At 48.1% G+C, this 15,146-nt stretch carries 10 protein-coding genes; all 10 read left to right on the top strand.

The genetic code is table 11. From position 1 onward, the window contains the following. The first annotated feature begins 8 nt into the window (after window positions 1-8). The 10 genes from D0C27_RS05350 (at window position 9) to D0C27_RS05395 (ending at window position 15,142) form a co-directional block, all read left to right on the top strand. Complete coding sequence (locus D0C27_RS05350; protein WP_240688316.1) at window positions 9-773, top strand: ABC transporter permease; 765 nt, start codon at window positions 9-11, stop codon at window positions 771-773. Beyond that, window positions 770-1,432 (top strand): ABC transporter ATP-binding protein, encoded by a 663-nt coding sequence (locus D0C27_RS05355; protein ID WP_137430562.1) that lies wholly within the window; start codon window positions 770-772, stop codon window positions 1,430-1,432. The genes D0C27_RS05350 and D0C27_RS05355 overlap by 4 nt, the downstream gene beginning before the upstream one ends. After that, the gene (locus D0C27_RS05360; RefSeq protein ID WP_137430563.1) at window positions 1,429-2,619 is read left to right on the top strand and encodes a chain-length determining protein; all 1,191 of its coding nucleotides are present in this window, start codon (window positions 1,429-1,431) and stop codon (window positions 2,617-2,619) included. Before D0C27_RS05355 ends, D0C27_RS05360 begins: the two co-directional genes overlap by 4 nt. 24 nt (window positions 2,620-2,643) lie before the next feature. Beyond that, window positions 2,644-5,361 carry a hypothetical protein gene (locus D0C27_RS05365; RefSeq protein WP_137430564.1) on the top strand — a complete coding sequence of 906 codons (2,718 nt, stop codon included), beginning with the start codon at window positions 2,644-2,646 and terminating at the stop codon, window positions 5,359-5,361. A gap of 4 nt (window positions 5,362-5,365) precedes the next feature. Then, window positions 5,366-6,487 carry a non-hydrolyzing UDP-N-acetylglucosamine 2-epimerase gene (gene wecB / locus D0C27_RS05370; protein WP_137430565.1) on the top strand — a complete coding sequence of 374 codons (1,122 nt, stop codon included), beginning with the start codon at window positions 5,366-5,368 and terminating at the stop codon, window positions 6,485-6,487. A 14-nt stretch (window positions 6,488-6,501) separates the two neighbouring features. After that, entirely contained in the window at window positions 6,502-7,767 is a 1,266-nt protein-coding gene (gene wecC / locus D0C27_RS05375; RefSeq protein ID WP_137430566.1) for a UDP-N-acetyl-D-mannosamine dehydrogenase, read from the top strand. 26 nt (window positions 7,768-7,793) lie between these two features. Continuing rightward, the gene (locus D0C27_RS05380; RefSeq protein WP_137430567.1) at window positions 7,794-11,168 is read left to right on the top strand and encodes a glycosyltransferase; all 3,375 of its coding nucleotides are present in this window, start codon (window positions 7,794-7,796) and stop codon (window positions 11,166-11,168) included. A gap of 130 nt (window positions 11,169-11,298) precedes the next feature. Then, complete coding sequence (locus tag D0C27_RS05385; RefSeq protein ID WP_137430568.1) at window positions 11,299-12,864, top strand: heparinase II/III domain-containing protein; 1,566 nt, start codon at window positions 11,299-11,301, stop codon at window positions 12,862-12,864. 404 nt (window positions 12,865-13,268) lie between these two features. After that, window positions 13,269-14,165: a polysaccharide deacetylase gene (locus tag D0C27_RS05390; protein WP_240688317.1), complete on the top strand. Its 897-nt coding sequence runs from the start codon at window positions 13,269-13,271 to the stop codon at window positions 14,163-14,165. A 14-nt stretch (window positions 14,166-14,179) separates the two neighbouring features. Further along, window positions 14,180-15,142: a polysaccharide deacetylase gene (locus D0C27_RS05395; RefSeq protein WP_240688318.1), complete on the top strand. Its 963-nt coding sequence runs from the start codon at window positions 14,180-14,182 to the stop codon at window positions 15,140-15,142. Window positions 15,143-15,146 lie beyond the last annotated feature (4 nt).

Below are 15,146 nucleotides of genomic sequence, written 5' to 3' on the forward strand. Positions count from 1 at the left end.
GCAGCCCCATGGCCGTCACTTGGGCGGTCTGGCGGGCGTTAGTTTTGCGAGAGTCCCTGGATCGCTTGTTTGATATGCGGGCTGCCTGGTTCTGGTTGCTGATGGAGCCAGTGCTGCATATCAGTTTCATCACGTTCATCTTCACAGTGATTCGTTTGCGTACAGTCGGTGGCATTGATGTCACTGTCTGGATTGTGGTGGGGATGCTGGCGTTTTTTATGTTTCGCCGTACTGCGATGCAGGTGATGCATGCAGTCGATAGCAATAAGCCTTTGTTTGCTTATAGGCAGGTGCAGCCGTTTGATACCTCTGTTGCTCGTGGCGTCCTGGAAGCGTTTTTGATGACTTTGGTGTCTGCAATTATCTTGACCGGTGCAGCATTGCTTGGGCATGACGTACGGCCTGATGATCCTCTGCAGGTTTTAGTGACGATGTTTGGATTATGGCTCTTTGGCATAGGCTATGGCTTGGTTGCCTCTGTGTTGATGGCCTTGGTTCGCGAAACTGAGCACATACTGAAAATCATGATGATGCCTTTGTATTTGATTTCAGGGGTCATCATGCCTATTTCTGCTGTTCCTCAACCTTATCGGGATCTGCTTTTGTTTAATCCTTTAGTGCATGGATTGGAGTTAGTGCGCAAAGGCTTTTCGAATTACTACCACATGGTGCCGGGCATCAGCATGGGATACCTGTATCTGTGGGGGATAGTCAGTCTGTTTTTAGGCCTGATTTTGTATAGACGCTTCACACAACAGTTGGTGATGAAATGATCGTCGTCAATGATGTTTATAAGCGCTACAAGACCGCCCATGGCGTGGGCCGTTGGGTATTGGAAGGAGTAAACCTGACAATTCCACCCAAGGTGAATGTGGGTTTGATCGGCGCTAACGGTGCCGGTAAATCTACCTTGCTACGCTTGATCGGCGGGGTGGACCATCCCAATAAGGGGACTGTGCAGCGGTTGTGCAGGGTTTCTTGGCCTATGGGGAATGGTGGGCTGGAGGGTACCTTGACGGGCCGTCAAAACGCGAAGTTTGTGTGCCGAGTACATGGGCATCAAGACGATTTGGCAGACCGGCTCGCTTTTATTAAAGATTTTTCTGAATTGGGCCGAGCGTTTGAGGAGCCGGTCTATACCTATTCCTCTGGAATGCGCTCCCGCCTCCAGTTTGCCTTGTCGTTTGCTTTTAATTTCGATGTGTATATTTCGGACGAGGTGACGGCGGCAGGTGATGCAGCATTCCGTAAGAAAGCAGCCGATGCTTTCAAAACCATGACAAATCGTGCAGGCCTGATCATGGTGGCTCACGACAATAAAACCTTAAAACAATTTTGCCAGGCTGGTGTCTGGCTGCATCAAGGGCGAGCGCACTGGTTTGACCAGATTGACGATGCGCTCAATGCCTACAAGGATTCACTTCCAAAATGACAGATACACCTCAAGTCACTACGCAGGCTGCTAGTGCCGCTCCCGATAAGGCTGTTTCAAAGAAACCATCTTTTGGGGCTCGCCTCCGATCATGGTTTTCATTGCGTTTATTTGATCACGCCGTTAGTGCGATTCTGATTTTGGCTGTTTTGGCTTCGGCGTACTGGTTAGTTTTTGCCTCGAACCGCTATGTATCCGAGGCTAACGTAATTATTCGAAAGACAGACTCGGTAGGGGCGCCGTCTTTTGACCTAGGGATGTTGGTATCGGGTGTAGCTACTGTTGATCGCGCGAATCAGCTGTTGTTACGTGATTACTTGTTGTCCGTGGACATGCTCAAGAAGCTTGATGAGTCTTTGGACTTACGTACGCATTACAGCTCCTCGGACCATGATTTGGTGTCGCGGATGTGGTTTCAGGACGCCTCGCTAGAGTGGTTCCATCGTCATTATCTGCGTCGTGTAGAGGTGGAGTTTGATGACTTCTCTGGTGTGTTACGTATCAAGGTCCAAGCTTACAACCCCGAAATGGCACAGGCTATTACCCAGCAGTTGGTCCAGGAAGGCGAGCGTTACATGAACGTGCTTGGCCATGAAATGGCCCAGGTGCAAGTGAATTTCTTGGTTACTCAAGTTGATCAAGCTCAGGACCGCTTTCAGAAAGCCAGTCAGGACCTGTTGAACTATCAAAACAAGGCCGGTTTGCTGTCGCCCCAGGCTACAGCAGAAAGCATTAATGCCATTGTGGCTGCTTTAGAAGGGCAGCGCGCTCAATTGCAGACGCAACTCGCCTCGTTGCCCAAAACTTTGGATCGAGACCATCCCAATATATTGATGTTGAAGCAATCCTTGAGAGCTGTGGATGCGCAAATTAAAGAGGAAAAGCTGAAGTTGGCGACGCCATCGGGTGGGACATTGAATAAATATGTAGAAGAGTTTTATCGCCTTGAAATGAACGTGCAGTTCACCCAAGAGCTTTACAAGTCCTCTTTGAGTGCTCTGGAGAAAGGGCGTATTGATGCAACTCGCATGTTGGAGAAAGTGTCAGTGTTGCAATCGGCGACTTTGCCTGAGTATCCAATGGAGCCGCGTCGTCTCTATAACACCTTGGTGACCTTGCTGTTGGCGTTGATCCTGGCTGGGATATTGAAGCTGCTCAAGAGTATTGTGCTTGACCATGTCGACTAAAAAGAAAGATAGGAAATTCATTTAATGTCTATGTCACCTGTTGTGTCGTCTGAGTTAGGTCAGGAGTGCTCTGAGTCCAAGCAGATGCAGCATATCGAGAAGGAAAACTGCTTGTTGTTAGACCAGTTGCAGGTCGTGCAGGAAGAGTTGTGTCGTTTGTACGAGAGCCCCCAAGGTGTTGGGAGAGGTTTGACGCAGACAGTCATTAATGTGGCGCCTGTAGATTTGCGACTTGTAGAGTCTCAGGCGGAAGCTGCCCGGTTGGAGTGCATGCTCAAGGTGCAAACCCAACTACATGATTTAAAGACTCAACACGCCCTAGCCGCTCAGCTAGGCGATATTTTGATTGAGGGTGTGCAGTCCACTGGCTCGTTAATTTCGGTACCTGGGCGTTTACGCCAAGCTTGGCGTCAAAGTCGTCGTACGCAGCCCCCTGCTGTGTTGGGTGGAAAGTCTTTCGACAAAGTTATTCAGGCTTATCAGCAAGGTGGGGACCAACAGGTCGAGGCCTTGCTGAATCAAGCTTCTGTTTCAAAAAATGTGCAAGCCAGTGCTTGGACGGCTGTCGCCCGTACTTACATGACGACTGAGCCTACCCTGGTCGCAACGATGGCGCGCCGTGCGTTTGCTCTGGAGCCACGAGGGTTTCGTCAAAAGTGGCTGGCATTCCGATTACATGAGTCGGGGGATTTGCTGGAGGCAGAAGCACTCTTGGCGCTCTTGCCGGAAGATGTGACTTTTACTGATTCTGAGGCGCGTCAACGTGATCGTTTGTTGAAGCAAGCAAAAGAAGTGCGTTTGGCTCAAGCCCGTTCTTTGTCTGGGGTTGAGGCGCAGTATGAGGATGTGCGGCGCCAATGGGATGAGCTGGCCCAGTCGCGCAATACCTTGGCCGGTGTAGTTGAGCAACAAGGTATACAGCTGTCGAATGCGCGAGATGAGGTGCAGCATTTAAGGCAAGAGAAACAAGAGCAACTTGTAATAGCTGAAGAGTTGCGCGCACAGATCCAGCAGTTAGAAGAGGCGTACCAGGAAAGGCTCCAAGAGCGAAAGCTTGAAGCGGATCAACAGCGACAACTTGTGCTTCAAGAGCAAGACAATACGCAGGCTGCGCTTAAGCAAGTGGCGGACTTGAAGCGTGAACTTGAGCAAGAAGGACTGTTGAGATCACAGTTGCAGCGTGAGAGCATGGGTTTGCAAGCTGATCTGAAGCGGCTTAAACAAACGCTTCTAGAGAAAGAAGCTCAAGCGGGGCAATGGTTTGAGCAGTGCGTCACTGTGCAGGGCGGCTTAGCGGAGATGGCTCAGCAATATGAGGGCCTGAAGGCGCAGTTGCATACGCATCATCAGGACAAAGAGGCAGCTCTGTCACAACTTCAAACTTTGACGATCGCTCACGATGAATTGCTTGTCATAGCAGATCAACGCCTGGAGGAAGTTGGGTCCCTATTAGTTCAGTTGGAAGAGTCAGTTGTTGAGTCTGAGGAGCTTCGGGGGCAATTGCGGGAGACGCAGGCAGAGAAGAACTCTTTAGCGTCACAAGTGCAAGAGTTGGTAGGTGCTCGTGATGAGCTGGCTGGACTTGCTGCCCAGCGCTTGGATGAAGTGCATTCCTTGCAGTCTCAAGCTCAGGCATTAGCCCAGCAACTGGATGAGGCAAGACAGCAGATCCGTGTGGAGCGAACAGACTATAAGTCTTTGCAGGCTCAGCTGAATCAAGTTGTTCAAATGCGTGATGAGCATATTGCTTTAGCCGCACAGCGTCAGGGAGAATTGCTGCAGCAAGCTAAAGAGCAACTGAACTTGGAAAAGAGTAAAGCAGCGCTGGAGGCCCGTCAGCTGGAGTTACAGCAATCCTTGGCGGCGCAGACTGCGCGTGAAACAGATCTGCTAGAGCGGCTGAGCGCCCAAGTGCAGTCCTTGGTTGCTCGTGACGAGACAGCTCCGAGAATGCAAGAGGAGTTGTTTAGGAAACAATCTGAAGAACTGCTCCGGGTTCGTCGCCATATTGAAACAACGGTTAAGAACAATAGTGCTAATGCTGTACGGCAGATACAGTCTTTCGTGGGAATGCAAGAGTATTTCGCTACAGGTGTATTACCTGCCTTCAATAGTGAAGCCCACAGTTGGCCGGTGTCTGCTGATTTCGCACTGTGTTTGATGCGGTGTTTGACGCTGAAGCCATATGACCTTGTGGTTGAGCTTGGCTCTGGTATGTCTACGGTTATTGTTGCCAAGACGCTGGCCTTAATGTCGGAGCGTAATGGCTCTCGCCTGATTCCGTTCGTTTCGTTCGAACATTTGGAATCGTACTATCAACAAACTTTAGCCCACCTTCAACAGGCAGGATTAGAAAAGGCGGTTCAACTGACGTTAGCACCGTTGGAGGATTGGCAAGCAGCTGACGGTCAAGTCTATCCGTATTACAGCTGTCAAAGCACCCTGGCCAAACTTGCCAAGCAAAGACAAATGTCTCGAAAGCGCATTTTGGTGATTGTAGATGGCCCACCGGCTGCTACTGGTCCACAAGCTCGCTATCCTGCAGGTCCTTTGTTCGTGGAGTACTTCCCAAATGCGCAGATTGATTTCTTGATGGATGACTATATCCGTGAGGATGAAAAGCAAGTCGCTCAACGTTGGTTAGCCGATATAGAAGCTCAAGGACTTGCGGGTACATCTACTGAATACAAGCTTGAAAAAGACGCCTGTTTAATAACTGTTCACCCTAAAGACTCAAAGTAAGTTTATGAAAATTTTGACTGTATTTGGCACACGACCTGAAGCCATCAAAATGGCTCCGGTGGTTAAGGCTTTGGCTGCTGACTCTGCATTTGAAGCGCGCGTTTGCGTCACTGGTCAGCACCGCCAGATGCTGGATCAGGTTCTGGATATTTTTTCCATCAAACCTGATTTTGACTTGAACCTGATGAAGCCAGGCCAGGATCTGTATGACATCACCAGCAACGTGCTGTTGGGTATGCGGGATGTGTACAAACAATGGCAACCAGACATGATCCTGGTGCATGGTGATACGACTACCACCATGGCCGCAGCTTTGTCGGCCTATTACGCCAAGATCAAGGTCGGTCACGTAGAGGCTGGCTTGCGTACTCATAATAAGTACTCGCCGTGGCCAGAGGAAATGAACCGCCGCCAAGCAGGCGTACTGGCTGATGTGCACTTTGCTCCAACCGAGCAATCACAATCGCATTTGTTGCGTGAAGGTGTAGATCCCAAGACGGTACACATTACGGGCAATACCGTCATCGATGCGCTGCTGGATGTGGCAGCACGCGTACGTCAGGACTCGGAACTGCGCAGCCGTTTTGAGGCTCAGTTCTCTTTTATCAATCCAGCCAAACGCTTGGTTTTAGTGACGGGGCATCGTCGCGAAAACTTTGGCTCTGGCTTTGAAAACATCTGCCTGGCCTTGCGCCAGATTGCCTCCCGTGGCGATGTGCAGGTGGTGTATCCAGTGCACTTGAATCCAAATGTTCAGGAACCAGTACGTCGTATCTTATCCGACGTTTCCGATGTTCATTTGATCGAACCACTGGATTATTTGCCCTTTGTTTACCTAATGGATCGTTGTGACCTTTTGGTCACCGACTCCGGGGGCATTCAGGAAGAAGCGCCTTCTTTGGGCAAACCGGTATTGGTGATGCGTGACACGACCGAGCGCCCTGAAGCCGTGGATGCAGGAACTGTGCGTTTGGTGGGAACAGAAACACAAGCCATTGTCAGCGCTGCCACGCAGCTGCTGGATGACGCTGCTGAATATGAGCGTATGGCACGGGCGCACAACCCTTATGGGGACGGCAAAGCCGCCACCCGCATTAGTGAAATTTTAAAAACCTTGATCTCTTGATTCGGAAGACCAGCATGTTTGAAACTCTCTCCATGATCGGCTTGGGCTATATCGGCCTGCCTACTGCAACATTATTTGCCTCACGCCGCAAAAAGGTCATTGGCGTTGATGTGAACGCTTACGCGGTCGACACGATCAATCAAGGCCGTATTCATATTGTTGAACCTGAACTGGATATGCTGGTGCAGGCCGCCGTGCACGGTGGTTACTTGCGCGCTACGCTGACCCCAGAACCTGCTGACGCGTTTCTGATCGCCGTCCCGACCCCCTTCCTGGAAGGCAACAAGCCTGACCTGAGCTATATCGCCGACGCCGCTAAAGCCATTGCGCCAGTGCTGGCCAAAGGCAATCTGGTTATTCTGGAGTCGACGTCCCCTGTTGGTACGACCGAGCAATTGGCGCAGTGGCTGGCTGAAGCTCGTCCTGATCTGAGCTTTCCTCAGCAGGCAGGTGAGGAGGCTGATATTCAGGTGGCCTACTGCCCAGAACGTGTTTTGCCCGGTCGCGTAGTGCATGAGCTGGTTAGCAATGACCGTGTTATTGGTGGCATGACTCAAAAAGCTACCGAGATGGCAATTGAGCTGTACCGAATTTTTGTGGAAGGTGCCTTGGTACCAACTAATGCTCGCACTGCTGAAATGTGCAAACTGACAGAGAACAGCTTCCGCGACGTGAATATCGCATTTGCCAACGAGCTGTCCCTGATTTGCGATCGCTTGAATATTAATGTGTGGGAACTGATCAGCCTGGCTAACCGTCACCCACGCGTTAATATTTTGCAGCCTGGTGCCGGGGTGGGTGGTCACTGCATCGCCGTAGATCCTTGGTTCATCGTGGACAAGACGCCTGAAGAGGCTCGCATTGTGCGCTTGGCTCGTGAGATTAACGACTACAAGCCTGAATGGGTTGTAGAGAAAGTTAAAGCCGCTATTGCAGGTGTTTTGTCGTTGCGTCCTGATGCGCGTATGGCCGATATCAAAGTGGCTTGCCTGGGTCTGGCGTTCAAACCCGATATCGATGACTTGCGTGAAAGTCCTGCTGTTGGTGTTGCCAAGAAAATTGCCAGCCTGGGCTGCAAGGTGCAAGCCGTAGAACCCAATATCAGCGAATTGCCAGCCAAGCTACAAGGTACGGGTATTGAGTTGTCTGCTTTGGGTAGCGCCATGGCTGATGCCGATGTTGTCTGCGTTCTTGTTAAACACCGTCCATTCATCGAGCAAGTTGCTGAGATTCGCAAGCATGCTCAGTGCATCGACGTTGTAGGTTTGTTTGCGGAATAAGCGCTAGGAAAGCAGAAAAGGCTGATATGTTGCAATCAAAAGTAAGTAGTGCTGCGCGGGCATTCCGCGATAAGGATTACGCGAAGGCGATGACCCTTTATAAAGAGCTGGGGGAGCAGTTGGGACACCAGTTCTTTGCTGCGAATTTGGCTTTATGTCAGTCACGCTTAGGTGCTTCGGTAGGCCAAGGCGAATTGGCCAGCCTGCCAGCTAGGCAGCTACGTGTGGCGGGGGTGATGGATGAGTTTACTTTTCACTCTTACGACCCGGAGTGTGAGCTGTTGCAGTTGCACCCCGAGCACTGCATTGAGCAGTTAGAAAAGTTCAAACCCCATATACTTTTTATTGAGTCAGCCTGGCAGGGATTTGAACAGCTCTGGAAACTGAAGATTAGTACAAATGGGCCTGAAATTAACGCTTGCATCGATTGGTGCAAGCGTAATGGCGTGCCTACCTTGTTTTGGAATAAAGAGGATCCTGTGCACTTTGGCACATTTATCCCTTTGGCTAAGCAAGTGGACTACGTCTTTACTACAGATATTGATTGCGTGCCTAAATATAAAGCCCGTGTTGGTCACGATCATGTCTACTTCTTGCCTTTTGCCGCCCAACCCAAAACGCATAACCCTCTGGAGATTTTTGATCGAAAAGATGCTTTTAATTTTGCGGGTTCGTACTATCTCCGTTATCCGGAGCGTCAGCGCGACTTTGCGGCTCTGATCGGTGCTGTCAAGGGTTTGAGGTCGGTTGATATATATGATCGCAATGCTGACAACCCTCACCCGCATTACACTTTCCCTGACGAATACAAGCCCATGATTTTGGGTAAATTGCCATTTTCTGAGATTGATCGGGCGTATAAAGGCTACCGATATGGCATAAACATGAATACCATCAAGCAGTCACAGACGATGTTTGCTCGACGGGTATTTGAGTTGTTGGCTTCCAATACTGTTGTTGTTTCAAATTTCTCTCGTGGCACTCGCCTGCTTTTTGGGGATCTCGTTGTATCTTCAGATAATCAAGAGCAAATTGCTGAACGTATGCGGCCAATCATTAGTGATGAGTTGTATTATCGTAAGCTGCGTCTTCTAGGTTTACGCAAGGTGATGACTGAGCATACTTATGCTCAGCGTTTAGCCTATATCCAAGCTAAACTGACGGGGAAAAAATTTGCTATTCATCAGCCTTTAGTTGTTCTACTTGCTGAAGTAAAAAATGGGCCGGAGCAGCAGCAGATTCTGGACTCTTTTCAGCGCCAAAATTATAAGAACAAGCAGTTGTACCTCGTTACGCCAGAGGGTGTGGCGAATGTTGAGGGTGTTACTTGTTACTCCGTTCTCGAGGATGCCTTCCAGGCCACTATGTCATTGTCGAAAGATGATTTGATAGGTGAAATGCATGCTGATGACTATTATGGAGAGCACTATCTGACGGATTTAGCCTTGGCAAGTACCTATACTACAGCCTCGGCTTTCGGGAAATCAGCTCATTATTGTGCCCGTGATGGTGTCCCCGTCCTGCTAGGGGATTCGCATCAGTACCGAGAAGTAGACATATTGCCTTTACGTGCTGCACTGGTGCGAGGTTCAGCGTGGAAACATCACCAAGTGGCACGTTCCTGGCTGAATCCAGGGCAGGCCAATATCCAGGTTCCTGGAATGCTGGCGATTGACGAGTTCAATTACATCGCTCATGGGTCAGCCCTTTCTGATCAAAGCAGGGCTGTAGCCATGGATCTAATGCTACTAGATCAAGGTGTGTCTTTCTGCAATCATCTGGCTGCTGTTGCGGAGGGGTTGCCAGCATTTTCGCAGGAGGATGCAGACGATAGCAGTAGCCTGCCTCAGTTGGGTGCGAAAGAACTACTGGAGTGGATCCCGTCTAAGGAGGGCGTGACGCTTTCTATTGTTGATGGACAGATACGGTTAGTGTCTACACTTGAACCCGGTCAGCACCTTTATCTGTACTCCAGAAATGCACGAGTTCGTCAGGACCTGAATTTGGTGCTTAATAGCCAGTTTCATCTACATTGTGAGCAATTAATAAATATAAAAACCGTCTTTGAGTTTCAGGACAAACGAGGAAAAAAAATCTCCTACCAAATGAATCCGGCAGGGGATAAACATGCACTTGCGATACCTGCACATTGTACAAAGGTTCGCTTTGGTCTTCGCATTGAGGGGCCTGGTGAAATAACAATAGAAAAGTTGGTGCTAGGTAGTACAGCGGAAAGACCTGCCGCAGTCATTACGAAATCACCTTATTTAGTGCTTGCTAAACAGTACCCAGCATATGACGATCTATATCGTTATGGATTTGTGCATAGCCGTATCCGTGCTTATAAAGAGGCAGGGCAGTTGGTGGATATGTATAAGATTCACAACGGGCCGGCGGAATACAGAGAGTTCGCGAATGTTGATGTTGCAACAGGTGATGCGCGTTTGTTGGAGGCAACACTTGCTACCGGACAGGTGAAACATGTTTTAGTCCATATCATGGATCAGAACATGTGGAAGGCTTTAGAGAAGTACGTAGATAAAATTCAAGTTACTGTGTGGGCGCATGGGTCAGAAATTCAGGCTTGGTGGCGGCGAGAGTTTGAGTTTGAGTTAATGGATGATTCTGAAATAACTCGTCAGAAAAAGCTTAGTGATAATAGGGTTGGTTTTTGGAAGAGGTTGTTCAGTAACCCGCCTGAAAATCTCCACGTGGTTTTTGTGTCTTCTTATTTCGCTGAAGAGGTATTTGAGGATTTGAAGGTAAGGCTTCCAAAAGAGAAGTACAGTATTGTTCATAATCCAATTGATGCTGAGTTATTTGATTATAAAGAAAAGAATGTAGAGCAAAGGAAGAAGGTTCTTTCTATTCGCCCCTATGCTTCAAAAAAATATGCAAATGATTTGAGTGTTCAGGCGATATTGGAACTATCGAAGAAACCAATCTTTAATGATCTTGAGTTTAAGTTGATTGGGGATGGTGTTTTGTTCGAAGAAACCGTCGCGCCACTTCGTCAATTTTCTAACGTAGATATTGAGCGTAAGTTTATTACGCACCGTGAAATTGCTCAGATACATAAGGAGTATGGGGTGTTCTTAACGCCTACTCGCATGGATTCCCAAGGCGTATCTAGAGATGAGGCAATGGCGTCGGGCTTAGTTCCTGTGACGACGGCAGTAACTGCTATTCCAGAGTTCGTTGATAACCGCAGTGGGTTTCTCGTGAAGCCTGAAAGTGCAACTGGATTGGCTGATGCAATCGTTCGCATGTATGAAAATCCGGAGGAGTTTTTGGAGAAATCAATGGAGGCGGCAAGGCGAGTAAGAGGACAATGTGCTGCAGAGTTGATTGCGAAACAGGAGCTTTCGTTGTTCGTTAAACATATGAGCAGTGAAAATTAGAGGTTTGATAGCGTGATTTGGAAAGTGGCTTAATTGAAGTGCGTTATTTTAGTTGAGTAATTTTTAAGTCATTATTTTTCAAGAAAGCTTTATTATGTAAAGAGAAAATTGGGTTTTTGGGGTGGTTTAGATGATGGTTTTTGACGAAGAGTTTGTAAAAAATGCTAAGTTGAAATACCGACTGGTATTGGGTGGGGGGTATGAGGCATTAAAGAGTAATGGTTTTTCGCCTCGTGCAGGCGTCACTCCTATCCAGCTATCATTGCCTTTCCCTTGGAGGCACCCAGACAGAAATGTGGAGTTTAATCTTCATTCGTGGAGATTTATTAATTCATTTCTTGGGAAGTTCTTTTCTGATTTTAATGAGGTTTATTTAAAAGAGGCCTTTGAATATATCAAAGACTGGAAGCGTTACAGAGATTCGGAAGGGAAAAAGAGCCAGTTTGTTTGGTATGACATGGCTGTTGGTCTTCGTTCGATTATTTTGGGTTTGTTTTTTGATCTGCATAATCAAAAAATTGTATCGCTTTCAGCAGATGATTTTTCATTATTAAAATCTCTCGTCGATGATCATCTGAAAAATCTCTCGGACAGGGGGAATATTACTGGCGGAAACCATGCTTTGTATCAAGTCATAGGGCTTAGGATACTATCAATTTCCGCAGGGCAGGGTCCTCAGCTTGAGGGATATTGCACTTCAATTTTAGAAGGTCTTTTACGCCTTAGTTTTGATGATTATTCCGTGAATACAGAGAACTCGCCGTTTTATCATGGATATAATCTTGACTTGCTCTCAAGGATGAGGTGCGGTGTATTCCCGAGCTTGGATGAAAAAATAAATAAGATTCTTAGGGAAGGTTCAGCTATTTCTGGTTGGCTTACAGGAGTTGATGGTAATTATTATTCTGTAGGCGATTCTGAGGGTGTGGGTAAAGAGATTAAGAGTGCAGGGCCATTTGATGAGGTGGCCGCTAAGATTAAACATGTGCATAAGGATCTTAGTCGGTCAGGATATGTTGTTGTTCGTACTCATCCTCGGGCTCCGACATTAGGGAATTTTTCTCTTTTGTTTCATGCAACCAACAAAAGTTATATTCACTCGCATTCAGATCATTTGTCATTTATTTTTTTTCGTAGTGGTCATGAAATCATTACTGATCCAGGTAAATTTACTTACGAATATGGTGAATGGCGGGATTATTTTGTATCTGACAAGGCACATAATGTTATTGGTTTGTCAGGGAGGGCGTTCCTGCCTTCAGATGTGAAATTAGGATCTGCTCATTTAAACCCAGTTAAAGTTGGTTTAGATTTTTATGAGCTATCTGGCTCGGTTAGGAAGAGCGATGACTTCATGTTTAGTCGAAAGATAGTTTATAAACCTGATTTTGGTTTGTTTTTAGAGGATTTTATTGATAATCAGTCTGGGTCTTGTTCTGAAATGAGGTTTCACTTTGGGCAAGGTGTTAGTGCTAGTTTTGAAGATGATTTTGTTTCTTTGAAAAAGGATAATGTCCTTTTGGCGAAACTTAGGCCTGGTCCTGGTTATAAATCTATTTCTATAAGACGTGGTGGTGGGGTAGGGTTTGGATGGGCGAGCAAGGTTTATAATAAAAAATTTAAAATTGATGTTTTGGTCATAGAGTATGAGGCAAAAGTTACTTCAGTGAAAACCGATATATTTTTTGTAAAATAATGCTTTGTGAGCTTAAAGAGACGCAGTAATTTTAAGTTAAGAATTAGTGATTTTCTTAGGCATTTTGTTCTTTTATGACCTGCACGCCATAGCTTTCCCCATGGTTTGTATAGGGCCTTAAACAGAGGGCCGGTTGTAGGTCACATGTCTTACGAGTTGGACTTAAAGAGTTCTGTTACATTTTATTGACATAGGATGGACTTTGGTTTTGGGGAGAATGATATTGTGTATCGCTTAGAGAGATGTGGATGAAATAGCGCGTATGTTTGACGGATATGAGGGCCGATTCTGTTGGCCGCCCTGCAAGCTCGTAGAAAGCAGGTTTGGTTTATACAGGAGAATTTGATTTGGCCAAGCGCTACGCGCTATTGACAGTAGATACTGAGGCTTTGCCCAGGCGTGCTATGGATAGCCATATCCAACGCCTGGTCTGGGGTGAGCACCCCACCGGAACTGCTGGTATCCGTGAAATGAGCTCCATTGGTGACGAGTTCGGTGCCAAGCATGTGTTCTTTGTAGACCTGTGTGCCACGATTGCGCAGCAGCCTCAGATGTTGGAAGCGGTTCGCTGGTTGGATCAGCAAGGTCAGGATGTGCAACTACATGCCCATCCTGAAACTTTACCCAAGTCTTTTTGGGCTAAACATCGTTTGCCTCCCAGTCCCGGTTTGATGAACCAATACAAGGACCAAGCTCGTGCCGAGTTCGTCTTTCGACACTTTGGCAAGCTGATCTCGGACGTTACCGGCAAACCCATCCTCGCCCACCGCGCAGGCTCGTTCCGCTGGAATGCCCTGACGATCCGTGCTTTGCAGGCCGTCGGTATTCCTTTGTCCTTCAACCAGTCCATGCGGGCCGCCTTGTTAAAGCGTTGCCCAACAGGCCAGCCTGATTGTTTGCCTTATGCCTGGTCGAACGGAACGATTGAAGTTCCGGTCACAGAGCGTTTTAAGCCCGGTGAACCGGGGGGCAAACCAGATCGCTGGTCCAGCCTGACTTATCCGGAATCTTCTTATTTTCAATATGGTTCGCGGCCTACGACTTTCTGGAAGGATCCCTTGTGGTCCTTGCCCAAGGTCTCGGTGGTATTGATGCACTCCTGGTCCTTGTTGGATTTGGATGAAAACGGCCATTTCCAGTACACGAATGACCGCTTGCTGGAGGGTTACCGCCTGTTCTTGCAACGAGTTGTTAAGGATTACGACGTGATCACCACAGCTGATTTTTTAGATCTGCAGGCGCGGGGTAAAATCCGTCTTTCGCGAACAGTTAACTTAGAGCAGGTAGAAACACAGGTATGAGGGATCGCTACGCAATGATTACGGTCGACACAGAGGCGCTGCCAAAGCGGGCCTCTGACGACCATGTTAATCGTCTGATCTGGGGGCGATTTCCAAAGGGTACGGCCGGGGTGGCCGAAATGTGCAAGATCGGTGACGAGTTCGGCGTCAAGCATGTGTTCTTTACGGACTTGTGCGGGGCTTACTCCCGCCTTGACGAGCTGAAAGAAGTGGTGCGTTGGCTGGATGAGCAAGGCCAAGATGTACAACTGCATACCCACCCGGAGTACTTGCCCGACAGCTTCTGGAAAGAGCATGGTTTGTCGAACCGTCCGCAGTATATGAACCAGTACACCGAGCAGGCTCGTGCAGAGTTTGTGTTCAGGCACTTTGCAGGTGTGATGTCCGAGGTAACAGGCAAGCCGGTTCTGGCTCATCGGGCGGGTTCATTCCGCTGGAATGCGGATACGATTCGTGCTTTGAAGGCAGTGGGCATTCCTCTGTCCTTCAATAACTCTGTATGCGCTGTCCACAATAATCAGTGCGTTTACAGCAAACCCACAAATAATCCTTTTGTTTGGTCTAACGGCGTGATCGAAGTGCCTACGACCGAGAAGCGGATTTTAGGTAAGGTAGGCAAGCCTGAATGGTGGGCTCGCCTTACTTACCCAGAGTCCAGCTATTTCCGCTTCCGCCCCTGGTGGGGGCAGTTGTTGTTGAATACGCTTAGCGGCAACCCTTCATTTGCGGTTTTCTTGCTGCATTCCTGGTCCTTGTTGTTCTGGGACGAGAATGGTCTGGGTGAGTATCGTGATGATAGCCGTATGGAGGGGTATCGCAAATTGCTGGCCCGTCTGACTAAGGACTATGACGTGATTACGACGGCAGAGTTTCTGGATTTGAAGGCTCGCGGGAAAATTGTTGTGCCTGATACGGTGGACTTGTCATTGGCAGAGCTGAAGGCAGAACCGGACAATAAAATTCAGAAAAAGGCCTGAGGAA

The sequence above is a fragment of the Alcaligenes faecalis genome (assembly GCF_005311025.1).
Taxonomy (GTDB): Bacteria; Pseudomonadota; Gammaproteobacteria; order Burkholderiales; family Burkholderiaceae_B; genus Alcaligenes; species Alcaligenes phenolicus.